At 33.5% G+C, this 26,539-nt stretch carries 16 protein-coding genes and 7 pseudogenes; 11 read left to right on the top strand and 12 right to left on the bottom strand.

The genetic code is table 11. The annotated features are described in order from the left end of the window. Positions 1–3: 3 nt before the first annotated feature. The 4 genes and pseudogenes from DYE57_RS02280 (at position 4) to lrgB (ending at position 3,793) form a co-directional block, all read left to right on the top strand. A pseudogene (locus DYE57_RS02280) lies at positions 4–1,758 on the top strand (LytS/YhcK type 5TM receptor domain-containing protein). Beyond that, a pseudogene (locus tag DYE57_RS02275) lies at positions 1,739–2,499 on the top strand (response regulator transcription factor LytR). The pseudogenes DYE57_RS02280 and DYE57_RS02275 overlap by 20 nt, the downstream one beginning before the upstream one ends. 146 nt (positions 2,500–2,645) lie before the next feature. Further along, positions 2,646–3,080, top strand: coding sequence for an antiholin-like murein hydrolase modulator LrgA (gene lrgA, locus DYE57_RS02270; RefSeq protein ID WP_232619689.1), 435 nt, complete (start codon positions 2,646–2,648; stop codon positions 3,078–3,080). 11 nt (positions 3,081–3,091) lie between these two features. Next, on the top strand, positions 3,092–3,793 hold the full coding sequence (gene lrgB / locus DYE57_RS02265) for an antiholin-like protein LrgB (RefSeq protein ID WP_115312711.1): 702 nt from the start codon (positions 3,092–3,094) through the stop codon (positions 3,791–3,793). 119 nt (positions 3,794–3,912) lie between these two features. Here lrgB and DYE57_RS02260 read toward each other — a convergent pair whose 3' ends face one another. From DYE57_RS02260 to DYE57_RS02245, 4 genes are read right to left on the bottom strand one after another with little or no spacing between them, the layout of a single operon-like run. After that, positions 3,913–4,608: an ABC transporter permease gene (locus DYE57_RS02260; RefSeq protein WP_115312710.1), complete on the bottom strand. Its 696-nt coding sequence runs from the start codon at positions 4,606–4,608 to the stop codon at positions 3,913–3,915. Then, positions 4,608–5,552 carry an osmoprotectant ABC transporter substrate-binding protein gene (locus tag DYE57_RS02255; RefSeq protein WP_115312709.1) on the bottom strand — a complete coding sequence of 315 codons (945 nt, stop codon included), beginning with the start codon at positions 5,550–5,552 and terminating at the stop codon, positions 4,608–4,610. The genes DYE57_RS02260 and DYE57_RS02255 overlap by 1 nt, the downstream gene beginning before the upstream one ends. Positions 5,553–5,573: 21 nt before the next feature. Further along, positions 5,574–6,209, bottom strand: a complete 636-nt coding sequence (locus DYE57_RS02250; RefSeq protein WP_115312708.1) for an ABC transporter permease — start codon at positions 6,207–6,209, stop codon at positions 5,574–5,576. Continuing rightward, positions 6,209–7,462 (bottom strand): betaine/proline/choline family ABC transporter ATP-binding protein, encoded by a 1,254-nt coding sequence (locus DYE57_RS02245; RefSeq protein ID WP_115312707.1) that lies wholly within the window; start codon positions 7,460–7,462, stop codon positions 6,209–6,211. Before DYE57_RS02245 ends, DYE57_RS02250 begins: the two co-directional genes overlap by 1 nt. 509 nt (positions 7,463–7,971) lie before the next feature. Between DYE57_RS02245 and DYE57_RS02240 the strand changes: the two are divergent. Next, positions 7,972–8,881: pseudogene (locus DYE57_RS02240) on the top strand (2,3-butanediol dehydrogenase). Between the two features lie 65 nt (positions 8,882–8,946). Here the strand turns inward: DYE57_RS02240 and DYE57_RS02235 are convergent. After that, complete coding sequence (locus DYE57_RS02235; protein WP_115312706.1) at positions 8,947–9,540, bottom strand: YdeI/OmpD-associated family protein; 594 nt, start codon at positions 9,538–9,540, stop codon at positions 8,947–8,949. A 173-nt stretch (positions 9,541–9,713) separates the two neighbouring features. Here DYE57_RS02235 and DYE57_RS02230 point away from each other — a divergent pair, with 173 nt between their 5' ends. Both DYE57_RS02230 and DYE57_RS02225 read left to right on the top strand, forming a co-directional pair. Next, positions 9,714–11,384 carry an APC family permease gene (locus DYE57_RS02230; RefSeq protein WP_115312705.1) on the top strand — a complete coding sequence of 557 codons (1,671 nt, stop codon included), beginning with the start codon at positions 9,714–9,716 and terminating at the stop codon, positions 11,382–11,384. A 142-nt stretch (positions 11,385–11,526) separates the two neighbouring features. After that, positions 11,527–12,868, top strand: a pseudogene (locus tag DYE57_RS02225) (carboxylesterase family protein). 151 nt (positions 12,869–13,019) lie between these two features. On the opposite strand, the pseudogene DYE57_RS02220 reads toward DYE57_RS02225, so the two are convergent. The 4 genes and pseudogenes from DYE57_RS02220 to lnsB all read right to left on the bottom strand — a co-directional run bounded on the left by DYE57_RS02220 (position 13,020) and on the right by lnsB (position 16,321). Beyond that, positions 13,020–13,961 (bottom strand): annotated as a pseudogene (locus tag DYE57_RS02220) (MFS transporter). A gap of 137 nt (positions 13,962–14,098) precedes the next feature. Continuing rightward, entirely contained in the window at positions 14,099–14,875 is a 777-nt protein-coding gene (locus tag DYE57_RS02215; RefSeq protein ID WP_115312704.1) for an ABC transporter permease, read from the bottom strand. After that, positions 14,868–15,530, bottom strand: a complete 663-nt coding sequence (locus tag DYE57_RS02210) for an ABC transporter ATP-binding protein (protein WP_115312703.1) — start codon at positions 15,528–15,530, stop codon at positions 14,868–14,870. The genes DYE57_RS02215 and DYE57_RS02210 overlap by 8 nt, the downstream gene beginning before the upstream one ends. A gap of 71 nt (positions 15,531–15,601) precedes the next feature. Continuing rightward, positions 15,602–16,321 (bottom strand): CPBP family lipoprotein N-acylation protein LnsB, encoded by a 720-nt coding sequence (gene lnsB / locus DYE57_RS02205; RefSeq protein WP_115312702.1) that lies wholly within the window; start codon positions 16,319–16,321, stop codon positions 15,602–15,604. Positions 16,322–16,496: 175 nt separating this feature from the next. Here lnsB and DYE57_RS02200 point away from each other — a divergent pair. Further along, positions 16,497–18,076 (top strand): annotated as a pseudogene (locus tag DYE57_RS02200) (FMN-binding glutamate synthase family protein). 63 nt (positions 18,077–18,139) lie between these two features. Here the strand turns inward: DYE57_RS02200 and DYE57_RS02195 are convergent. Continuing rightward, complete coding sequence (locus DYE57_RS02195) at positions 18,140–18,607, bottom strand: YehR family lipoprotein (RefSeq protein WP_115312701.1); 468 nt, start codon at positions 18,605–18,607, stop codon at positions 18,140–18,142. A 183-nt stretch (positions 18,608–18,790) separates the two neighbouring features. Here DYE57_RS02195 and DYE57_RS02190 point away from each other — a divergent pair. After that, positions 18,791–19,861: pseudogene (locus DYE57_RS02190) on the top strand (M42 family metallopeptidase). A 283-nt stretch (positions 19,862–20,144) separates the two neighbouring features. Here the strand turns inward: DYE57_RS02190 and DYE57_RS02185 are convergent. Next, the gene (locus DYE57_RS02185; RefSeq protein WP_115312700.1) at positions 20,145–20,966 is read right to left on the bottom strand and encodes an SDR family oxidoreductase; all 822 of its coding nucleotides are present in this window, start codon (positions 20,964–20,966) and stop codon (positions 20,145–20,147) included. 343 nt (positions 20,967–21,309) lie between these two features. On the opposite strand from DYE57_RS02185, the gene ppx reads away from it, so the two are divergent. Further along, the gene (gene ppx, locus DYE57_RS02180) at positions 21,310–22,842 is read left to right on the top strand and encodes an exopolyphosphatase (RefSeq protein WP_115312699.1); all 1,533 of its coding nucleotides are present in this window, start codon (positions 21,310–21,312) and stop codon (positions 22,840–22,842) included. Between the two features lie 63 nt (positions 22,843–22,905). After that, on the top strand, positions 22,906–25,071 hold the full coding sequence (locus DYE57_RS02175; RefSeq protein ID WP_115312698.1) for an RNA degradosome polyphosphate kinase: 2,166 nt from the start codon (positions 22,906–22,908) through the stop codon (positions 25,069–25,071). Between the two features lie 173 nt (positions 25,072–25,244). Here DYE57_RS02175 and DYE57_RS02170 read toward each other — a convergent pair whose 3' ends face one another. Further along, on the bottom strand, positions 25,245–26,477 hold the full coding sequence (locus DYE57_RS02170) for an acetylornithine deacetylase (RefSeq protein WP_115312697.1): 1,233 nt from the start codon (positions 26,475–26,477) through the stop codon (positions 25,245–25,247). Positions 26,478–26,539: the final 62 nt, after the last annotated feature.

The following is a 26,539-nucleotide window of genomic DNA, read 5'->3' as shown; positions in this document are numbered from 1 at the left end:
GTTATGTTTAACTTATTTATTTTATTACTAGAACGAGTTGGATTAATTATTTTACTTGCCTATATTTTAATGAATATTAATCATTTTAAGACAATGATGAGTCAAAGAGACCAATGGCGTTCTAAGTGTCAACTTATCATTATATTTGGAATATTCGCCATGATATCAAATTTCACAGGAGTTGAAATAGAACAAGTTCACATCGTGTCTGGCAATATTTATTATCATTTAAATTCGGATGACTCAATGGCTAATACACGTGTCTTAACTATTGGAGTATCTGGACTTATAGGAGGACCTTGGGTAGCTATCATAATAGGTATCATTTCTGGTTTATGTCGTTTGTTCATTGGTGGTGCTGACGCTTATACTTATTTAATTTCCTCTAAGTCATTGCTATTATTTCTGGTTACTTCGGACACCAAGCCATCAAACAAAATACGTATCCTTCTATTACCAAAAGAGCAATGATAGGTGCTATTACCGAAATCATTCAAATGGGTTGTATCTTATTATTATCTAATGATATTCATCATGCTGTTATTCTAGTAAGTTTTATCGCTCTTCCGATGATAATCATTAATAGTTTGGAGACAGCTATCTTCTTAACGATTATCCTATCTACAATTAAACAAGAAGAACAAATGCGCGCAGTACAAACTCACGATGTATTACAACTTGCTAATGAAACGCTCCCCTACTTTCGCTCTGGGCTCAACGAGAAATCCGCGAAACAAACTGCTGAAATTATTTTAAGATTAATGCAAGTTTTAGCTGTAGCCATCACTAAAAAAAAAGATATTTTAACGCATATTGGTGCAGGAAGCGATCATTATGTAACAAGTAAAGAAATCATCACTGATTTATCTAAAGAAGTGATTCAATCTGGTCATCTTAAAGTTGCGCACTCAAGAGAGGAAATATGATGCCATCATCCAAATTGTCCCCTTGAGTCTGCCATCGTTGTACTTCTATATACTCATAATGAAGTAGCAGGTACACTTAAATTTTATTTTACAGAACAAAACAGAACAAAATCATATTTCCACTTTTGATCAACAACTGGCTCAAGGTCTGACAAAAATCTTTTCAAGTCAACTTGAACTAGGAGAAGCTGAAATTAAATCATTACAAGCCCAAGTTAATCCACATTTTTTCTTTAATGCTGTCAACACAATTTCAGCTCTAGTTAGGATAGATAGTGAAAAAGCACGTCGACTACTTATACAGCTGAGTCAATTTTTCCGTTCAAACCTTAATGATGCTCGTAATAATAACATTACACTTAAAAAAGAATTACAACAAGTCGAAGCTTACTTTTCATTAGAGTAAGCACGTTATCCAAACAGGTTTAATATTCATTAAGATATTGATGACAATTGCACAAATGCACTTATTCCACCTTTTATCATTCAAATTTTAGTAGAAAATTCAATCAAACATGCATTTAAAAATCGTAAATTCAATAACCACATTGATGTTATCGTGAGTTTAAATGAAGATTATTTAAGAATTTCGGTAAATGATAATGGACGTGGCATACCTCATGAGAAATTAAACCCATTAGGTTATAGTGCTGTGTCATCTAAGACTGGAACTGGAAACGCCTTAGTCAATCTCAACAAAAGACTCATAGGTTCATTTGGTGCAAAATCAAGCCTTGATATTCGGTCATCAAATGATGGTACGATTGTAAGTTGTGTTATTCCATATAAATATTTAGAGGAGGCAGACATAAATGAAAACGCTCATCGTTGATGACGAACCTTTAGCAAGAAATGAACTGCATTATCTTTTAGACTTAAATGAAGTGATTCATTTAATTGAAGAAGCTGAAAATATAGAAGAAACTTTAGAAAAACTATGTATGAGACATTTGATTTAATATTTTTAGATATAAACTTAATGGATGAAAGTGGAATAGACCTTGCCTAAAAAGTTAATAAATTGAAGCATGCCCCACACATTATTTTTGCTATAGCTCATGAAAATTTTGCGGTAAGAGCATTTGAATTAAACGCCACTTGATTATATTCTAAAGCCTTTTGACAAAGAACGAATCAATCAAGCTGTCAATAAAGTTTATTCTGCTAATAAACTGCAAAATGATGAACCCACTCAACCAATCAATCAACAGTTAGACAGTACAAAAACCGACGACCTTCATCAAACATAAGTACTACCGATAAACGTTGATGAACGTATATATATTAAACTTTGCTAATATTATCGCTCTGTCAGTTAATAATGGCATTACAACAATTAATACTGTCAAACAGCAATTCGAAACAACCGAAACGCTCAATTACCTATGAAAAGAAACTACCCTCAAATGTTTTTATAAAGATTCATCGCTCAACAATTGTTAATAAACAACATATCCAAACTATCGAACATTGGTTTAACTACACTTTTCAATTAACTCTAACTCAGGATTTAAAATATCAAATCAGTCAATCTTACATGAAAGCATTTAAACAACAATTGGGAATTCAATAATTGAAATCTTAAAAGTGTCTCTGATTCTCACCGCCCAATTGGTGCATTTCAACTATAAATATTTGTAAGTGAGATTACAAAACACCAAAAGTAACCGCCTTCATAATATAATGCAAACAAGCTTATTACAGAGGGGAATGGTAACTTTGGTACAATCACATACAGTCACAAAGCAAACGGCTGACAACAAGAAGTCAAAGAAATACAATGTATTTCAACAAGCGTTAACTTTAGCAATTATTTTACTTATTTCTAAAATTATAGAATCATTTATACCTATACCAATAGTTATCGGTTTAGTCTTACTTTTCATAGCATTATGTACTGGTATAGTAGTGAAATTGGGACAAGTTGAAACGGTAGGAACAGCATTAACAAATAACATTGGATTCTTATTCGTTCCAGCAGGTATATCTGTCATTAACTCCTTACCTATATTAAGTCAAAGCCCTATTTTAATCATCTTACTTATTATTACTTCTACAATTTTATTATTAGTATGCACAGACTTTGCTTCACAATTATTGGTGACGAAATCACTTTTCCCTTCTAAAGAAAAAATGAAGAAACAAGTCATATAGGAGGGTAATCAATGATTGAACACTTAGGAATAAACACACCATATTTCGGGATTTTAGTATCTTTAATTCCTTTCGTCATTGCGACATACTTTTATAAAAAGACAAATGGCTTTTTCTTGTTAGCACCGTTATTTGTCAGCATGGTAGTGGGAATTGCATTTTTAAAATTAACAGGAATTAGTTATCAAAACTATAAAATTGGTGGCGACATCATTAATTTCTTTTTAGAGCCAACCACAATTAGTTTCGCGATTCCTTTGTATAGAAAACGAGAAGTATTAAAAAAGTACTGGCTCCAAATTATTGGTGGCATCGCAATTGGTACAATTGTTGCGTTAATTTTAACTTATTTAGTTGCTAAAACATTCCAATTTGGTAATCAAATTACTGCATCAATGTTACCTCAAGCAGCCACTACAGCTATTGCATTACTTGTCTCTCAAGGTATCGGTGGTGTTAAAGAATTAACATCATTAGCTGTTATTCTTAATGCAGTTGTCGTATCAGCATTAGGTACAAAAATTGTTAAGCTCTTTAAAATTTCTAATCCCATAGCAAGAGGTTTAGCACTAGGTACAAGTGGACATACACTTGGTGTAGCTGCTGCTAAAGAACTAGGAGAAACAGAAGAGTCAATGGGAAGTATCGCTGTTGTTATTGTAGGAGTTATCGTCGTAGCTGTTGTTCTTATTCTAGCACCCATATTGTTATAAAATGTAAAATCATTTCTGTAATTAAACAAAACACATAGGCGTAAAATGACTTCATTACCCCTGTCATTTTACGCCTATGTTTTGTTTTGCACTTAAACGTCATACATCAATGGTTGATTTTAACTTAATTTTTGAATTTGATGTTCCTGTGATTGATCTTTCTTATTTTTACGTGTAGGATCTAAACGTTTTTCTAAGAAACGTAAACCTATATCAATGATGATAGCGATTAACGCAATTGGAATTGCGCCTGCAAGTATAAACGCTGTACCATCTGTAGAATTAGTACCTCTAATAATAATGTCTCCTAGTGTTGGAGCTCCTATAAATGAGCCAATCGCAACAATACCTATTGCTACTACAAGCGCGATTCTTATACCGCCAATTATAACTGACAATGACAATGGTAACTCTATCATACGTAACACTTGGTTTCTTGTCATACCCATACCTTTACCGGCATCTTTGATATTATCATCTACTTCAACAATACCTGTATATGTATTCTTGATAATTGGTAATAAAGAATAAAGAAACACGGTGACTACGACAGTTGTAGGTCCCAGCCCCATCGCTAACATTAGAATAGCTAGCATCGCAATCGCTGGAACAGTTTGAATAATATTAGCAACTGTAATTACTGGCCATGATAAACGCTTATACTTTGCTATCAAAATTCCAATTGGAATACCAATGATACATGCGAATAGCACGCCATATATTGACATTAATAAGTGTTTAAAAAATAATTCTAAAAGAAAGGCCCAGTTGAGTGAGTAATACTCGATGATTGAATGCAATAAATTGTCCTTCATTATTCTTGACCACCTTTCTCATTATCGAAATAGTGATGTTCTTTTAAATATTCTTCTGCAATTACTGCTGGTTCCTTGCCTTTACCATCTGCTTCATAATTTAACTTTTGCATTTCTTTGGTAGAAATCTTCCCTTCTAATTTCTTCAATGCCTTATCTATTTTAGGATTATCTTTAATTAATTTTTCAGTCGCTAATGGGCTACCATCATATGGTGGGAAAAACTTGCAATCGTCTTTTAATATTTTTAAATCATATGCTGCGATACGTCCATCAGTAGAGTACCCAACAGCAACATCTAATTTTTTATTTTTTAAAGCATCATAAACAAGGCCAATTTGCATTGGGCGTGCACTGGCAAACTTAAAGCCATAATCTTTGACGAATGCAGGATAACCATCACCAGCACGATTCATCCATTGAGTATCCATGCCTAAACGAAGCTTATCTTTATATTTCTCTAAATCTGAAACTTTCTTTAAATGATATTTTACAGCAGTTTCTTTCGTCACCATAAATGCATAAGTATTCGCAAATCCTAACGAATTATAATATTTTTGATTATATTTCTTTTTAAACAGTCGTTGCGTTTCTGACATTGCTTTTTTAGGATCTTTAGTAGGTTTAGCTGCAAGAACACTCGTTAATTCAGTTCCAGTATAACGTACTGCTGACATATTGACATCACCACGTTGTAAGGCATTATGTTGAATAATGCTAGATCCTAAATTTCCAATTAAGGTTGGTTTAATCTTACCGTTTGTTTCATGTTCAATCATTAATTTTTCCATATTGCCGATAATCTTTGTTTCACTTGTTTCGGTTGTAGTAATTTTGACATCATCTTTTGCGTTGCCATCGCCTAAGCCGGGTAGACTACATCCAGATAATACGACGAGGGACAATACAATGAGAATGACTGTATATTTGAAATGTTTCTTCAATGACTATTCCTACCTTTTCTTTTATCTAGATACTTTTAGGCCTTTGGGGACAACCCACTTTTCAACTAAAGAAAGAATAAAATCAATCACCAAGGCTAAAAGAGTAACTAAAATTGCAGCGCTAATAATCATCGGTGGTTGATAGAGATTCAGACCATTGAATACAAGATCTCCTAATCCTCCTGCACCGACATAACTTGCAAGTGTAGTCCAACTAATAACATAAACACTTGATAAGCGAATACCACTAATTATAAGTGGCAAGGCCAAAGGTAATTCCACATCTTTCATTAATTGCATCTTTGTCATTCCCATACTTTGACCAGCTTGTATAACGTTTCGATCAATATTCTGTACGCCTAATACTGTATTATTTAAAATTGGCAATAATACATATATAAATAAGGCGACAATCGCTGGTGTCTTTCCTACTCCAAATATTGGAATCATAATTGCTAACGCTGCTAAGGTTGGTATTGTTTGTAATACACCAGCAATCGTTAATACCACATTAGCTGTACGTTTCATTTTCGATAATAGAATACCTAGAGGTACTGCAACTACAATAGCAATCAATAAAGCAATCATCGAAATATAAAAATGTTCTATTGTTTTCGAAACAAGTTGACCTCCGTATTCTTGAAGAAATGCTTTCATTAATGTTCAACTCCCCTTTGTTGAAAACCCTCAGCCTCATTCACTTCCTTTTGCACTTGTTGTTTTATGTTTTTCGCTTGTTCTTCTTGAACACGGTTAGGTTCATCACTTTGATCATGTTCATTATTATTGTTTTCTTCTTCACCCCATATAGAATCGTAAACAATATCAACTAAATTGGCGCGTGTAATTAAGCCAATGAGTCTATCTGAATCATCGACAACCGGTACATTTCTTACATTACGTTTTAAAATTGTACGTACTGAATCTTGTAACTTTGTATCAATATGAACTTTATAAATATCACGTTGCATTGTATCGATTAACTCTTTACCAGCTCTTAATCCTTGGTTAATATCTTCAATATCTAAGAATCCTAGTAATTTATTATGATTATTAACCACAAATATTGTATCTACACGTTTTTGTCTCATAATATTGACTGTGTCATTGAGTGAATCATCTGCTTTAACAGTTACAGGTTTAATCATTGCACCTTCTACAGTTTTCATATTCGGACGATCTTGGATAAGACGGTTCTGACCAATAAAATCAATAACAAAATCATTTGCAGGATGACGTAAAATATTATCGGGTGTGTCAAATTGTACAACTTGCCCTTTTGATATAATACAAATTTTATCTGCTAATTTGATTGCTTCATCCATATCATGTGTAACAAATATGAAAGTTTTACCTAATTTTTGTTGTAATTCTTTAACTAAATCTTGTAATGTATCACGTGTAATCGGATCCAATGCCCCAAACGGTTCATCCATTAAAATAATATCTTGTTCTGCTGCTAAAGCACGAACAACTCCAATACGTTGTTGCTGACCACCTGATAATTCAGCTGGATAACGATCAAGATATTCCTCCGGTAAATCTACCAGTTTAATAAGTTCCTTAGCCTTCGCATCTTTATTTTCTTTAGACCACTTTAAAAGTTTAGGTACTAAAACAATATTTTCTCGAATATTCATATGAGGCATTAAACCAATTTGTTGAATGACATACCCAATACTTCTACGTAATTCAACAGGGTTCATATTACGGACATCTTTCCCATTCATAGTGATTTGACCTTCAGTTGCCTCAATCATACGATTAATCATACGTAATGCAGTTGTTTTACCACTACCACTTGTCCCAATAAAAGCGATAAATTCCCCAGATTCAATATCCAAAGAAATATTATCTACCGCTTTTTTATTCCCTGAATAAATTTTGGTTAAGTTTTTGATACTTAACATAGTTACTTTCCCCTTCCTGAAATTAAAGTGTCAAACTCCATTGTTATAAAAAAAGACCTCTAGCGCGATTGTTAAACAAATAGGTGCATAAGTTAAACAAAAGTACAGAGGCCTTTGCTTTTAAAATTGTAAAAATTTAAGTCGTCTATTTAGAAACTTGCTATGTTAAAAATTTTATAAACAGCGACATGGAATTTTAGACAGTTAGTATTATATACCTATTATTTATTCTGTAAACCTTAATAAAAGTATTTTTCTGCATTTTTTCTAAGTTAAAATAATTATAAAATGCATTAATATAAGTAATTATAGTACTTTCAAGGTTATTTTTCTTTAAAAAGCAAGTCAATAATTACAAAATGTGAATTATTTCACATAAAATTCAAAATATCTATTGAAAACCTATCACATTAGTATTATTCTCAAAGTGTAATAAGAATTATTACACCAAATCATCGACTGAAGATGTAGATTAGAGGTCAAAATTTACTATTACGGGGTTTTTAAATATGAAAGCTGCAGTATGGTACGGGAAAAAAGATGTACGTGTAGAGGATCGTGAGCCAAAAGAATTAAAAGATAATGAAGTTCAAGTAAAAGTATCATGGACAGGCATTTGTGGTACAGATTTGCATGAATACTTAGAAGGTCCAATCTTCATTTCGACAGATAAACCAGACCCGCTATTAGGTCAAAAAGCACTAGTGACAATAGGTCACGAATTCTCTGGTATTGTTGAAAACGTAGGTAAAGATGTCACACGCTTTAAAAAAGGCGATCGCGTTGCTGTTAACCCAACTGTATCTAAAAGAGAGAAAGAAGAAAATATCGACTTATATGATGGATACTCTTTCATTGGTTTAGGTTCTGATGGAGGATTTGCAGAATTTACAAATGCACCTGAAACAAACGTCTATCATTTACCTGACAACGTTTCAGCACGTGAAGGTGCACTTGTTGAACCAACGGGCCGTTGCAGTTCAAGCAGTAAAAGAAGGCGAATTATTATTTGGAGATACTGTAGCAGTTTTTGGTGCTGATCCAATTGGCCTACTTACTGTAATTGCAGCGAAAACAGCGGGCGCAAGTAAAATCTTTGTCTTCGACTTATCTGAAGAACGCTTAGAGAAAGCTAAAAGCGTAGGTGCAACACATACTTTTAACTCAGATAAAGTTGATCCTGTACAAGCAGTATATGATAACACAGAAAATGGTATAGACGTATCATTTGAAGTTGCAGGCGTTGGTACTACATTCCAACAAACTATCGACTTAATCGCTAACGGTAGTTTAAATGTCAAAGATGTTGTAACTGATGAAATCGAATTGGACAATATTGTTGAAAGTGGCTTCAATCAACTTGTAAATGATAAATCTCAAGCTAAAATTTTAGTGCGTTTGAATGGCAATCAAAAATAATTCTTTACAAAATATAGAGTGAAATAAAAAGAGGTTGGGCTCATCTCCAACCTTTTTTACTTTATCTATTTATCATTCATACCCTTACCATTTAAAATAGAATCAATATATTTTTCAATGCGATTGTGACCTATTTGACTACGTTTAGCCTGTGAAAAATAATACAAGTATTGATGTTGACGTCCTGGCGTTAATTGGTAAAACGCATCTTTTAAATGTGGAAATTTTTCAAATTTTCGTTGTAGCTCTTCAGGTACTTCATCATCATTCTTTTTCATGACTACTTTTTTACCAGCTTTTTCAGCTTTAATCGCCTCAATTAAATAATATTTTATTTCATCTTGTCGCTTTTTTATCTCGTCTAAACAATTAAAACGCAATTGTCGCGCTGCTTGTACTCTTTTAGTTTGTTGTATCAATGTTTCGTATTTATCTTCCAGTATTGCACCTTTTTGAAAAAGTAAAGCTACATAATCTTTAAATCCGTGTATCAGCACAACATTCTTATTATTGATGGTATAACATGGATGCACCCATTTATAATTCTCTTCAAGTTCAGTTTCATTAAAAATTAAATGTCTTAAAAATTGATAACAATCTTGACATTGACTTTCTTTAGCTAAAAATTGTTCCACTTGCTCATTTTTTTGTTTATCCACTGACTCTCACACCTTTTATCAAACTTGCGATATTTCTCTAAATTATATTATTATTTTTTATAGAAATCTAATCAAACAATATTAATTGGAATTTTACAAAAACATAATTTGACTATTATTAGAACTAGCGTATAATTTTTGTTGAATATGTCAACATACATAAAGGAGTATTTATGGAAAATAAAAATAAATCAAAAAGTAGTAAGATTAACCTCTCACAACTCGTCTTACTTGGTCTAGGATCATTAATTGGATCAGGCTGGCTATTTGGAGCATGGGAGGCATCTTCTATTGCCGGTCCAGCCGCTATTATTTCCTGGATTATAGGTTTCATAGTAATCGGAACTATAGCCTATAATTACGTCGAAATTGGGACAATGTTCCCGCAATCAGGCGGCATGAGTAACTATGCACAGTATACTCACGGCTCACTACTTGGATTCATAGCAGCGTGGGCAAACTGGGTGTCACTTGTGACAATCATACCAATTGAAGCCGTTTCCGCTGTACAATATATGAGCTCATGGCCTTGGGATTGGGCTAAACCAATGGGCGCTTTAATGAAAGATGGTTCAATCAGTACATATGGATTGTTTGCCGTGTATATTATTATCACAATCTTTTCTTTATTTAACTACTGGTCAGTTAAATTATTAACATCTTTCACAAGCTTAATTTCAGTATTTAAATTAGGCGTTCCTTTATTAACAATCATCATGTTAATGATTTCAGGGTTTGATACAGGTAATTACGGTCATTCCGCTAGCACGTTTATGCCGTATGGAAGTGCGCCCATCTTTGCTGCAACAACAACATCAGGGATTATCTTCTCATTTAATGCTTTCCAAACCATCATTAACATGGGATCAGAAATCAAAAATCCTGAGAAAAATATTGCACGTGGTATTGCCATTTCACTTACATTAAGTGCTGTGCTTTACATCGTATTACAAAGTACGTTTATTACATCAATGCCAAGTTCTATGATTCATAGTCATGGCTGGAGTGGTATTAATTTTAACTCTCCATTTGCTGATATGGCTATTTTATTAGGCATTAACTGGTTAGCGATTTTACTTTATGTTGAAGCTGTAGTTTCGCCATTTGGTACAGGCGTATCCTTCGTGGCCGTCACTGGTCGTGTACTTCATGCAATGGAAAAAAATGGTCATATTCCTAAATTCTTAGGTAAAATGAACGAAAAATATAACATACCACGTGTAGCGATTGGTTTTAACGCAGTTATAAGTATGATTATGGTAACGCTATTCCGTAATTGGGGTACACTTGCAGCCGTTATTTCTACAGCAACTTTAGTTGCTTACTTAACAGGTCCTACAACAGTTATCTCATTACGTAAAATGGCACCCAAAATGACGCGTCCATTTAAAGCTAATATTTTAAAATTTATGGCACCGTTATCGTTTGTACTTGCATCTTTAGCAATTTATTGGGCAATGTGGCCTACTACTGCTGAAGTTATTTTAATTATTATTTTAGGTTTACCAATTTATTTCTTCTATGAATATAAAATGAATTGGAAAAATACTAGAAAACAAATAGGCGGTAGTTTATGGATTATTATTTACCTTATTATTCTCGCTTTCTTATCATTTATAGGAAGTAAAGAATTTAAAGGCTTAAACTGGATCCACTACCCATGGGATTTCTTAGTCATCGCAATTGTCGCTTTAATCTTCTATCAATTAGGTACGACAAGTTATTTTGAAAGTATTTACTTTAAACGTGCTAACAAATTAAATAAAAAAATGGGAGATAAACTAAGAAAAACACGTAAAAAAGCAAGACATAAAGATTGGAAAGAACGTGACCATCAAGATTAAGAAAACTAAATACATGTTTTAACTACCAATGAAGATATTTTATCTTTGTTGGTAGTTTTTTATACATCAAAGTGTCAACATTCATTAAAAACTTAAAATTCATGTTATAGTAAGAACAATATTGAAAAGGGAGATGTCTTCAATGGTCAAGGTAGAAGTACATGGACAACAAGTTGTTAAAGGAATCCGTCAGATTGGTATTGATACATTTCTTGTCATTCCATATGCACAACCCTTAAACAAAATCTCACGTTTTCAACATTCTCAATTGTTTCATACTGCCCACTCAGATATTGATGCTACATGCACACAACCTATTCCACCGCAACCTTATAATGCATTAGAAAACTTCTTTTCATTTCAACATCATCACTTCAACGACTTTAAACAACTTGACAATTGTTTATATTTAAATATTTGGAGACAAGCAAACCACCATCATAAAAAACCGGTTATTATTTACTTTTATGGAGGTGGATTTACTCAAGGACATGGAACCGCACAGTTATCCACAATTAGTAGTGAAACAGGAAGATATCATTGTCGTCACTTTCAACTATCGCTTAGGTACTTTAGGATTTTTAGATTGGTCATATTTTAATGAAAACTTTGATTATAACAATGGTTTATCTGATCAAATTAATGTATTGAAATGGGTGCATCTTAATATCGAAAGCTTTGGTGGAGACCCTGAAAACATCACATTAATGGGCCAATCTGCAGGGAGCATGAGTATTATGGCATTAATACAGATGCCTGAACTCGATACATATTATCATAAAGTCATGTTATTAAGCGGCACACTCAAGAGATTGCACGTCTTAAAGCCCAACATTTCTCGGAATTAGTAAACACCCACTATTCTCAACAATCAGTCGCCGAACTCACTTCCCATGACCTCTTAACATTTAATGGACACACAGAAATTAGACCGAGGTAAATCACGTGGACTTGACCTTATTTATCAGCCTATTGAGGATTCTCATATGATGCGAGCAATTTCTGATTTCCCGATGCCTGTATTCATCAGTTATACACATGATGAAGGAGATATTTATATAAAAGAGGATTCTCGTAAACTTCCACCAGCTCGCTTTGTCGAAATCATGCACACAAATAAAGTAAATATTACAAAAAATGATGTGAAGACCGCACATCAACAACGACAAACTATCACGCAATATTATTTTAAACTTCCTGCTATCAACACGTTAAATCAACTCAATGCTCATCATAAATGGCTTGCACGTTTTGATTGGTGTCAATCTGATAGTCTTCATTTTAAAAGTGCTTATCACATTTTAGATGTTGCATTTTGGTTTGGAAATTTAGCTATTTTATCTGAAAATGATTTTCCTATTACACAACATGAAACCAACTTGAGTCGACAAATGATTAATGATTTAGCGTATTTTGCTACTTATGGTCGGATGCCTTGGAAACAATATAGGCTTCATCACCCATACAAACATATATATAAATAAAACCCGAAAAAGGTAAAGTTATAATGCATTTATAGTATAGGACTAAACTCGACATTAATATTCACCCTTGTATCACCTCCGTAACACATTGTCATCAATGCGAGATTAGATTTTTATCTTAAATACTTTTACTTTCAACCTTTTTCAGGTCTTAATTTTTAGCATAATGAATATTTTTCAAAGTTAAAACAACAATCAAACTTAATAAACCAATGATTGCACTCGTGTACGTCACATATTGACAGATAAGTGAGACATCACAAGTCCGCCTACAATACCGCCAAAACCTATACCTGCATTAAGACTCGACATATTCCAGCTCATTACTTGGCTTGTATCACCCTCAACATGTTCAATGATGCCACTTTGTATAGCTGGATTGGTACTCCATTGTACCAAATTTCAAACAAATAGTCCTATAAGTAAAACGACCGTCCCACTCAATACAAAATTTAATATGACCATCATCATAATAAACACTGAAATTGCAATGATTAACCAACGTTTACTTGTTAACTTATCAGCGAAGATACCACCTAGTGATGTACCTATAACACCTGCAACGCCATTAATTAATAATGCTATTGAGACAAAAGACAATTCATGACCACTTGATAAAATTAATGGATTAATAAATATAAATGTAGCAGAATTAGCGACAAGTATTAAAAACGTGATAATCAAATATTTGATGATTTCTTTAGGCCTTAAGATAAGCGATTGAACTTGAGTACGCATGTCTTGGGAACGGTTCGCTTCACTACCATGCAAAAGTTCCGCTTCTTGAAGATAGAATACGACCAATAACTAGTATCGTAAAATAAGGGGCTATCGCAATCATGCCATTACCAATAATAAAAACGACTAATGTCCATATTAAAACTGAGCGTGTTGCAAAGCGGTTTGCTAATTTCACTAATATATGACCACATATCGCAAATGTCAGTGCATACATCGTCACCAATTGACCTATCATCGCTTCAAATACATGAAGATCTTGACTCATCAAATTCATGATACCAGCTACCATCATCTCAACCATTCCCACGATAAAGACACTTAAAATAAGCGTAGCTGTACGAATAACCGTCATATTGTGACTCCTTTCTTAAAAAATTATTATTCAAAAGATTTAGCCCCAAAAAGAAAACAGCTACAAACCTTTGATACGTTCATAACTGTTTCATTATATAATATTAAATTAGGAATTGTGTAGAATAAAACCAATATCTATTCACTTTGTTTGACATCATTAGCGCGAGCTATCAATTGATGACGCGTATTAAAGAATTGTCCATAACTCATATAAGTAGCAATTAAAGCCGACATAATCGTTGCTGTTGTATGTATAAATACAACCAGCAATTGAAATTTAATTGCTTGCAATGGCTCAACCCCGCCAATAATTAATCCAGTCATCATACCAGGTATAGAGACTAATCCATATGTTTTAACAGAATCTATGGTTGGGACGATGGCTAAACATATACTTTCTCTAATAGAAGATTTTGATGCTAACTTTGGTGTAGCAGCCAATGTGAGTTTAGATTCAATATCCGAAATGTCTTGGACAAATGCACGATCTAAATTTTGATAAGCTAGATTAATCGCAATCAAACCATTATTTGCTAACATCCCACCGATAGGTATGACCTCATTAGCTGTAAAATGAATCGCTCCTGTTGCAATTGTGCCTGCTAATGGTAATGCAGTACCAATAAATATCGATACAAATGAAATCCAAAAGACATGATGCATCACTGGTGAAGCACGACTAATCGTATTCCATGATGCATTAATAATAATCACAAGCACACAAATCATAAGTAACCATTTGTCGTTAATTTTAAAAATATAGTGCAGTAAGAAACCTAAGATGATTAATTGTACAGATGCTCTAACTGTAGCAATCATCAAGTCTTTAATAATATGTAATCCTTCTTTATATGAAATAAAAATAGGGATTAACAATAGGAGAGCTGTAAGACATAACGCAGTATTACTCATCGTTATTCAACTCCTCATCATTTGAAATTTGACCATTTGTTATAGTGACTCTACGTTTAAAATGACTCTTACTCTGATCATCACTATGTGTCACCCACAGAATCGCAACTCCCTCATCAGCAAGTTTAAAAATAATATTTTCGATATTCTTTTTATTACGCGTATCTAACGCACTTGTAGATTCATCAAGAAGTAACACCTCTGGTTGATACATCAACTGACGTGCTATAGTAATACGCTGACGTTCTCCTCCAGACATATTTTTAATTTCTGCATCTAAATCATAATCACCTAGACCTACTTCTTCTAGAAGATGCTTTGCTTTTTCTCGATTAAAATCCTCTCTTCGTGCCACCGATGGAAATTTCATATTTTGCTCTATTGTCGTTCCAATTAATTCACTTTGTTGCATTAAATAACTCACTCGTGATCTCAACTCTTCTGGTTTGTAATCCTCATATGGCTGATTATGTAAATATATCGTTCCATTTGTAGGACTAATTAAATGATTAAGTTGTTTAAGCAATGTACTTTTACCGCTTCCAGATGGTCCTATTACGGCGATAGTATCCCCTGCTTCAATATTAAGGTTGATGTCATCAAGTATTGTACGTTGATCCGCGCGATAAGTAAGATGTTCAACTTTGATTAGCAAGACGGACGCCTCCTTCTATATAACCTTTTAGAAGTTACATTCCCTATTTCATAGGTTTTAATAAAATAAATTTAAAATACATAAATTTTACATAAAGTCTCTATGAAGAAAATGAATTGTATACTGACTTGAAATAGGTAAGCGATAACTATATTATGATGTGTTTTGATATAAAGGTATGTTGTACCACACGCAATAATTAAATACGGTACCATTTCAAAAATTGAAAACATATCGTATACATGTACTATTGTTTCAATAGCTATCGACAAAAGAACCACTACTGTTTTATTCCATACCTTACCTAATTCATGAATAATGAGATGTCGATAAAGCAATTGTTCAATCATAGGGCGTAAAATAACCATAGAAATAAATGTAAATAGCAATGAAATAGGCAATTTAAATAATCCTAATACACGTTGCTCATATTGTGTATGAGCTCCATATAATTTGATTGATGTGCTATGAATTAGCCATTGGACTACTATCAGCAATAGACTAACAACAATAACTATTTTAAATAGTCGCCAGATGTATTCTGTACTTTGATTAAATTGTCGTTGAACTACGTTCGTGAGTGTTCCTTTATGCATTAAATAGAATATGAATAGTACGGAACCTTGTGCCAAAACAAAACTGAGACTTAAAGAAAAGTGATATAGCCAATCAGATGGTGATTGCTGAGTTATTATAGCAGTGATACCCAAAGTGTCAAATACAATGATAATAGGTAGAATGCTCTGAAAAAGTATGTATAAAGGTATAAGAATAAAGTCTCTTTTAACAATGTGTTTGTCTTATTGCATCATCATTATTCATAAGCCACCTCTTCTCAATCAAAATCACTACCTCTTTTTAATATAGTAGTACAATTAGTTTAATTCATTTTTTCTACACTTTCATTGTAAAACGCATACATTGTTGTATTATTGAGTGTGAGAAATATTTTAGGGGGTAATTTTTATGTCAGTTTTGACTATTATGCAATTCATAGTCAATATTATCATCATGATTGTATTATTAACCATTATGATTTTAGGGCTCATATGGTTATTTAAAGACAAGGGTCAAAATCAACATAGCGTCTTAAGAAACTTTCCAGTTTTGGGACGTATACGTTATATTTCTGAAAAAATTGGTCCAGAATTAAGACAATATTTCTTTGCAAATGATAATGAAGGAAAGCCATTTTCAAGAAGTGACTATAAAAATATCGTCTTAGCAGGTAAATATAACTCTAGGATGACAAGTTTTGGAACTGAAACTGAATATAAAGAAGGTTTTTACATTCAAAACACAATGTTTCCTTTGCAAGCGACTGAATTACACGTAGATAATTCAGGGCTCATTTCAACATTTATATATAAAATAAAAAATGAACGTTTATTTAGTCGTGAAGAACATAGAAAAAGTACTGAAGTTAATCCTTTCTTTTTAGCAGATGAACATGCTGTTGTTTTAGGTTCTGATTTAAAATATCCATACAAAGTCAAACGTCTTGTTGGTCAATCAGGAATGAGTTATAGAGCCTTAGGTAAAAATGCTATTACTTCTCTTTCTAAAGGTTTAGCTAAAGCGGGAACTTGGATGAATACAGGTGAAGGTGGTCTTTCCGAATACCATCTTAAAGGTGACGGCGATATCATTTTCCAAATTGGACCAGGATTATTTGGCGTACGAGATAAAGAAGGCAATTTCAATAATGAGATGTTTATTGAGCTTGCAGAACGTTCAAATATTCGTGCCTTTGAATTAAAATTGGCTCAAGGCGCAAAAACACGTGGCGGTCATATGGAAGGTAATAAAGTGACAGAGGAAATTGCCAAAATTAGAAATGTTAAACCACATGAAACCATTAATTCACCTAACCGATTTGATTTTATAAAAAATCCTAAAGATTTACTAACATTCGTTAATAAAATACAGACATTAGGTCAAAAACCTGTAGGCTTTAAAATTGTAGTCAGCAAAAATGAGGACATTGAGGCGCTTGTTAAAACGATGATAGATATGGATACTTATCCAAAAGCTTTGTTACAGTTGATGGCGGTGAAGGTGGCACAGGGACTACGTTCCAAGAGCTTGAGGATGGCGTTGGATTACCATTATTCACGGCACTACCTATCGTATCAAGTATGTTAGAAAAATATGGTGTTAGAGATAAAGTTAAAATTTTCGCTTCAGGTAAGCTAATAACTCCTGATAAAATAGCAATTGCCCTTGGACTGGGTGCAGACTTAGTGAATATTGCAAGAGGTATGATGATTAGTGTTGGGTGTATTATGAGCCAACAATGTCACTTAAATACATGTCCAGTTGGTGTTGCAACAACTGATCCCAAGAAAGAAAAAGGATTAATTGTTGATGAAAAGCAATATCGTGTTACGAATTATGTCACAAGCATACACGAAGGTTTATTTAACATTGCAGCAGCGGTGGGTGTAAATAGTCCTACAGAGATCACTTCAGACCATATTATCTATAGAGAACTGGACGGATCTACAAAGAAAATCAAAGACTATAAACTTAAATTAATTTCATAGAAAGACAAAAACTATCATTTATACATAAAGTCCCGAACTCATCAGCTGTTCAGGACTTTATTTTTAATTATCATCATTCATTTTACTTTTTTCTTTTAAACCGTTACGTTTGAATTGTTTAACTACTCTGTCCATACTTACATGTTCACCCTTTTTAGTATCAGATGAAATAAACCCTAAGTTTTTCTTTAGCTTATCAATATCTGCATCTTTATAGTCAATATCAATATGCTCTACAGCTTTCTGGTCTTTGTAATCCACTTTATAAGTCACGCCTTTAATTCCTTTAAATGCATTTTCATCATTTTTAAACATTTCTTTAGCTTGAGACTGATCAATTCCTAAATCATCATACTTAATTGTCGCAAGCGTAGATTGTTGAAGCACTTCATCATCTTTATAAGTTAATGACGTAATGACTTCTTTACCATTCACATCACCTTCATACGTCTTGGTACGTTCCTTGCTACATGCCGTAAGCGCGACAGTACTTAAGACTAATACTACTAAAAGCAAAATCACTTTTTTCATTTAAGTCGCCTTCTCTCGTCGATTTTTTATATAAATTATACCACCTTTAATTCGATTTTGTTACTTAAATTATACCTTACTTGCTTTTTTATTTAGAAAATTCAAAAAATCAAAACCAAGTCAAACGAAAGCAACATCTAATGTTATACTACATTTAAATACTTATTATTGGAGGAAAATACGATGCCAGACTCTAAAGAATTACTCAAGTCATTAACTAATGTTAATGGTATTGCTGGACATGAAATGAAAGTAAAAACATTGATGAAAAATTATCTTATACCTGTGAGTGATGACATCATTGAAGATAATCTGGGTGGCATTTTCGGCGAATGCAACACATGGTTCTAAATCTATAATGATTTCTGGTCATTTAGACGAAATTGGGTTCATAGTTACCATATTGATGATTATGGATATATTTATTTCACTCATATCGGTGGTTGGTGGAATCAAGTGATGTTATCTCAGAAAGTTACCATTACAACTGACGATGGTTGTGAAATCAGAGGGATTATTGGTTCAAAACCTCCTTACTCCCTTTCACCAGAAGAACGTAAGAAACCAGTTGAAATTAAAAATATGTATATTGATAATGGTGTAAGTAGTAAAGAAGATGCCGAACAAGATGGCATTGAATTAGGCAACATGATTACACCATATAGTGAGTTCGAAACGCTAGCCAATGATAAATATTTTACTACTAAAGCCTTTGACAACCGCTATGGTTGCACACTCGCTGTGGATATTTTACAACAATTAAAAGACGAGGAAATTGGCATTAATCTCTATGCAGGAGCCACAGTACAAGAAGAAGTTGGTTTACGCGGTGCCAAAGTGGCTGCTCAATTAATTCAACCTGATTTAGCAATCGCGGTAAACGTTGGAGTGGCTTATGATGTCCCAGGGATGATGAATGAAAAGAATGAAGGTAAACTTGGCGATGGTCCGTTAGCTATCATGATGGATGCAACTAATATTGCGCACAATGGCTTTCGTAAACATATTAAATCAGTCGCTGAACAATATGATATTCCTGTACAATGGGCTACTACTCCTGGTGGTGGTACGGATGCAGGCAGTATTCACGTAGCAAATAAAGGTATTCCAACCACTACAATTGGCGTAGCATTGAGATATATGCATTCAAATGTATCTGTAATACACAAAGTTGATTATGAAAACTCAGTGCGTTTAATTACTGAAATTGTTCGATCATTGAATGACGACAGTTATCAATCATTAATGTGGTAGATAAAGGAGGAGAACATTGTTTTCTAACAATAATAGTTCAAAGAAAAGTCTTTTTGGTACCATGACATGCGCCAAATGTGGTAAAGAACTTAATAAGGATGAAAACATTACAATTAAAATAAATACCAAAGATTTAACAGGCTATACATTATTATCAAGTTGGACAGCTTCCTAATTTAAATATTGTGAAGCATGTTCCAAACAATAAGTATAACGTAGCAACGCTCTAAAAATGATTGTCTTTAATCACTTTAGAGTGTTGTTGTGTCTTATTAAGACTATTTTATTTAGTTGAATGTTTCCATCTATCATCACCTAGCATTTCACCTGGCCATGTATAAGCCATGACACCACCATCAATGCGAATTGATTCTCCTGTTATAAATGAACTATCATCAGAAGCAAGGAATGAAACCAGCTTTCCTACTTCATCTGGTGTGCCTAAACGACCTAATGGAGTAACCCATTTTTGATTACCGCGGAATGTTTTACCCGCTTCATCTTCTGATGTCCCAGCTAAATTATCAACAAGAGGTGTTTCAATTGTTCCTGGTGCAATGGCATTGGCGCGAATATTTTCACGTCCATACTCAATAGCTATAGATTTTGTAAAGTTAATTACGCCACCTTTCGCCGCATTATATCCAGAACGATATAAATCTGCAGCTTGCCCTGAGAATGATGCAGTATTGATAATTGAGCCACCATTATCCATCATTAACGGTAATAAGAATTTAGTTACGAGGAATGTTCCTCTCATATCAACTGCCATAATTTTATCGAAGACTTCTACAGGATATTCATGTATTCTACCCGCAGCATTATCTACCCCTGCATTGTTAAAAATAACGTCAACACGTCCATATGTTTTCTTTACTTCTTCAACAAAATCTTGCACTTGTTGATCATCAGAAATATCTACTTTATATGCAGTCGCTGCTTTGCCACCACCATCAATAATTGATTGCACTGTTTTCTCTAATTCATCAGAAATATCTAAAGCCAAAACATGTGCACCTTCCTTGGCTAACACTTTTGCAGATCCTTGACCGATACCCGTACTTGCTCCAGTAACAACTGCAATTTTATTTTCTAAACGTTTCATGTTTAGTCACTCTCCTAAAATGTATCATTCAAACATGTAAACTTATCTCTATTTATTAGTTGTCATTCCACATATTAATTTTTATTAAACTTCCATTTTATTATGATGGTGGGAGTAAAACAGATTTCGTTGTCCCACCCTATTTATTACAATCATTCATGTATTTAACTTTCTCTCTTTTAAATATATTCGAATTGCTTAAAATATAAAATTATTTTCAAATTACTAGAAATCTTTAAGAAAAAGTGTCCGAAAAATCTTCTCAATTCATTTATATCATGTAAAATAAAATTAAATAAGGTTAATATTTCTGAACTTACCGTATGAATCACAGGAGGCAAAGATGGAAGAAAGAATTGGTTTAATAGATATTGGTTCCAATACAATACGACTGGTAATATTTAGCTTTAATAAAGATACAGGTCTGAATGAAATTCTTAATATCAAGACCCCTGCTCGTCTAAGTCAATATTTAATGAGTGAGAATAAAATGAATGATGAAGGTATACATGTGTTAAAAGAAACATTAAGCAGTTTCAAAAAAGTGGCAACAAAATTTAAAGTCAAAGAGTTACATCCTATCGCAACGGCTGCGATACGTCAATCTGAAAACCGCGATGACCTCATAAAACAACTAAAAAAAGATATCAATATTGAAATTCAAGTCGTCCCAGAAGAAGATGAAGCTTTCTACGGATACTACGCTATTTCTCATACAACAGATATTGAAGATGGTATATCAGTTGATATCGGTGGTGGCTCTACTGAAGTTACATTATTTAAAGATAAAAAGCTTAAAAAAGCACATAGTTTCCCTTTTGGAGTAGTTACGTTAAAACGCCAATTTTTTGGAGAAAAAGATCATAACGATAAATCATCCATTAAAAGTATGGAAAAGTTTTTATCAGAACAATTTAGTCAATTAGATTGGTTAAATGATCAAGAGATTGCACTGGTTGGGGTTGGAGGTTCAGCACGTAACGTGGCTCGAATACATCAATCTAGTCATTCCTACCCTATTGGTGGCGTTCATAATTATACTATGTCACTTAAAGACATCGATGAAGTTTACAATACGATTCGTAAAAGTTCACGAGATGATTTAACGAACCTTGATGGTTTAAGTCGTGACCGCATAGACATTATTCTTCCAGCAGTATCTGTTTTTAAGACACTTTTCAAAAAAATAGATGCCACACAGTTTACGTTTTCTAGAAAAGGCATACGCGAAGGCTACGTAATGAATCTCATACGTCAACGCCATCCGGATGAATTTAAAAAAGAGAATGTTCGCCAAGACGCACTTAGACACTTAGCTAAGGAATACCACATCGAAGAAGATAGTGCGAACCGTCGTTTAAAATTGGCGCAATCTTTATTAAACCAATTACTTAAAGAAAGTGATTTGAAAATCACAGATAATGAAAAGAACTTATTTTCAGAGGGTGCCTATATCTATTATTTAGGAAGCTTTATTGATTCAGATTCAAGTTCACCACATACGTATTATCTTATTGCAAATTCCATGATTAATGGATTCTCTCATAAAGATCGTGTGAAATTAGCGCTTTTAGCAAGTTTTAAAAATAAATCTTTACTCAAATTTTATTGTAAAGAAACTGAATGGTTTACAAGTAAAGAAGTAGATACGCTTCAAGCTTTAGGAGGTATTATTAAATTTGTGAATGCGTTAAATATCTCATATACTAGTTTTGTTGAAGAAGTTAAACTTAAAGAAAAAAAAGATGACAAATACGAACTTTATGTTTACTACAAAGGGGAACCCATTGCTGAAGAATACCAAGCGAATAGACAGAAAAAGCACATTGAAAAGATTTTAAAAGGCAAGGTCTCTATTATCTTTACAAAATCTTAAAATTCGTATGATATTTTAAACAAGCACATGAATAAAGACTAATTAACGAGGTGTATGTAGAGTATGCAAACTCAATTGGGAGAAAAGGATATTAATTTGCCACAGTATTATAATAATCGGGAGCTAAGTTGGTTAGATTTTAATTACAGAGTATTGCAAGAAGCATATGATAAAAGTAATCCACTACTTGAGAAATTAAATTTTATCTCAATTTTCAGTTCGAATTTAGATGAATTCTTTATGGTTCGAGTAGCCGGACTAAAGGATCAAGTCAAAATGGGATATGATAAGCCTGAAAATAAGGCTCAAATGACACCTAAAGAGCAACTTGATGCGATAAAAATTAAGAATACTGACTATGTCCAGACACAATATGAACGTTATAATGAGCTCATTCACGAACTAAAAAATTACGATATTGATATGGTCAAGCCTGAGGCATTGTCAGAGTCACTCATTGAAAAATTAGAAAAAGAGTTCAAGTTGAGCATCTTACCTACGCTCACGCCGTTAGGTATAGACGCCTACCATCCATTTCCTAAATTAAATAATAAAAGCTTAAATATTTTTGTCGATATAGACACTGAAGATGCAATTAATTCTGCGATTGTACAAATTCCATCGTTAATTCCTCGCTTTTTAACGTTAAATGAAGAGTCCAAACAATATGTAGTAATGGTTGAAGATGTCATTACTTACTTTATCAATTACCTATTCACAGGATATGAAGTTTTAAATACATTTACGTTCCGAATTACTCGAAATGCAGATTTATCTATACATGAAGATGGTGCTGAAGATTTACTCATAGAGATAGAACGCTTCTTAAAAGAGAGAAAAAGTGGTTCAGCCGTTCGTTTAGAAGTTGATGGTCGCACAGCTGAAAACGAAAATATAGAGTGGCTGATTGACCAATTAGAAATCGAAGAAAATGATATTTACTTTTTAAACGGTCCGCTTGATTTAACTTTCTTATTTGGACTTGTTGATCATTTATCTCATAAGTTAAAGTATCTTACTTATGAGAAATATACGCCACAAATCCCAAGATCACTGGGTAATAATAATATATATAAATTAGCTCTTGAGAGAGATATCTTTTTCCATCATCCCTACGAGTCATTTGAACCTATTGTAGACTTTATACGTGAAGCTGCAGATGATCCAAATACAATCGCGATTAAACAAACATTATACCGTGTAAGTAAAGATTCTCCAATTATTAATAGCCTGAAAGAAGCAGCTGAAAATGGCAAGCAAGTCACAGTGCTTGTCGAATTAAAAGCACGTTTCGATGAAGAAAACAACGTTCACTGGGCTCGTATGTTGGAAGATGCAGGATGCCACGTTATATATGGTATGACCCATCTAAAAACACACAGTAAAATTGCTTTAGTCGTTAAACGTGTCGGTAACGAATTAACATCTTTCGTTCATTTAGGAACAGGCAACTATAATGATAAAACGGCTAAACTATATACTGATATGGGTGTCATCACTACGAATAAAGAAATAGCTGAAGATGCCATTAACTTCTTTAATTATCTTAGTGGCTACTCAACTAAACCAGAATACAATAAGTTGATTGTTGCACCGTATGATATTCGTGACGTATTTATCGACCGTATTGATAAAGAAATCAACAATCACTTACAATATGGTAATGGTAAAATTATGATGAAGATGAATTCACTTACTGATAAAGCTATTATTGAAAAGCTCTTTGAAGCTTCTCAGGCTGGTGTAAAGATCCAACTTATCATTCGAGGGATTTGTTGTCTCAAACCAGGCATCCCTGGTATTAGTGAAAACATAGAAGTTGTCAGCATTGTTGGACGCTTACTTGAACATTCTCGTATTTACTATTTCCATAATAATGGAGACGAACGTATCTACTTATCTTCAGCAGATGTGATGACACGTAATATGATTAAACGTGTGGAAATTCTCTTCCCTGTTGAATACAAAGATATTGGTAAACGTTTAGTTAACTATATGAATTTACAACTTTCTGATAATGAAAAAGGTAGATACCAAGACGATCATGGTGTATATCACTATGTAAGAAATAATCTTTCACCTTTAAACTCACAAGCTTATTTAATGCAAGAAGCGATAAAATATGGACAAGAACTTAGAAGTCGAACAGTCCAACCTGCAGGTCAACCCGTTCGCTCAAAACGTGGTGAAAGTTGGATGAGTAAATTAAGAAAGACCTTCAAACGATAAATTAACAAAGTATTTGAACGTTTTGTATGTAACTATCACATAACATATTTTTATCAAAATATATAAAGTTATTTTAAACAATCATTTAATATAAAGAGTTACAGAATAACAAGTTAACACTTATTTATTAAAAATTAACATTGTTTTCTGTACCTCTTATTTGTATATCTTTTCTAACGTTGTGGATGATTATACCATTCTTTTAAAAAAGCATATAAAACGTCACTATATCGAGCTAACTCTCTCGTTTCAATCTTTTCATCTACGCTATGTGCTTCTTCTAAACTTCCTGGTCCGTACAATATTGTAGGAATACCAAAATGTGCTATCCAACCACCATCCGTCACAGTCGTACTCATACCATGTAGCAGTTTCTTACCACGAATTTGCTCATGTGCGTGCTCCAATTGTTTAAATCCTGGATGCTCGGTAGGTACAGTAAAACTCGGGAAAATTTCTCCTTTATCTTCAATCATAGATTTACCACCCCATTCAAAAGCGAGTGGATTATCTCTCAACCAAATATCTGCTTCTGCAACTTTATTTAAGTAGTCCTCAATTTCAGCAATCACTCCTTCATAACTTTCATTAGGTAAATAATGAACGGTAATCCATAGACGACATTCATCTGCAATAAATGCTGGATGACGACCGCCTTCAATGACTGCAGGATTAATGGTATTGGCACCCGGTGGCATACCAGGACTCTTTTTCATAACAGCCCAATGACGTTCAAGTTCATTGAGTGATTGAATCACTTTTGTCATTTTTTCAATAGCGCTAGCGCCAAACAGTCTCCCACCCGCATGGATTGTCTGACTACGAGCGCCATCGTGAATGGTATTCTTACTTTTGACAGTAACCCATCCAGTGATGACACCACCTTGACCTAACGCTTGATTTTCACTAGTATCTAAGACTAATGCTAAGTCGCCTTTAGGTCCAATTTCACAAGCATGTTTTGTGCCAGCTTCACCTACTTCTTCTCCTACTACTGATTGCACGATAATGTCCCCCTTAGGACGTTGACTATCTTGATTCAGTTGCTCTAGAACATAGAATAATGATGACATGCCACCTTTCATGTCACTAACGCCTCTACCGTAGAGCCAGTGCCCCTTTTCTGTAAGTTGAAAAGGAGGATACTGCCAATATTGATCATCATCTACAGAGGCCACATCGACATGTCCATTAAGTATTAACTTAGGCGCTTGTGAATCTTCTCCTTTTAATGTCGCTACAATGACACTATCATTCTCGTATAGTTGTTCTCGTTGAATTGAAAATCCTAATTGCTCTAATAACGACTCGATTTCATCTTGCAACGGGTCAGTATTACGACCTGGCGGGCTTTCCGTATTGTAACTCACTAGCATATTTAATAATTCATATTGTCGTTGATCCAATTTTCATCTCATCCTTTTGTAAAATATGTGATTTAAAAGGTTAACATTTCAAGTGTAACATG

The organism is Staphylococcus saccharolyticus (assembly GCF_900458815.1).
Classification (GTDB): Bacteria; Bacillota; Bacilli; order Staphylococcales; family Staphylococcaceae; genus Staphylococcus; species Staphylococcus saccharolyticus.
This window is presented reverse-complemented; position numbering and strand designations above follow the sequence as displayed.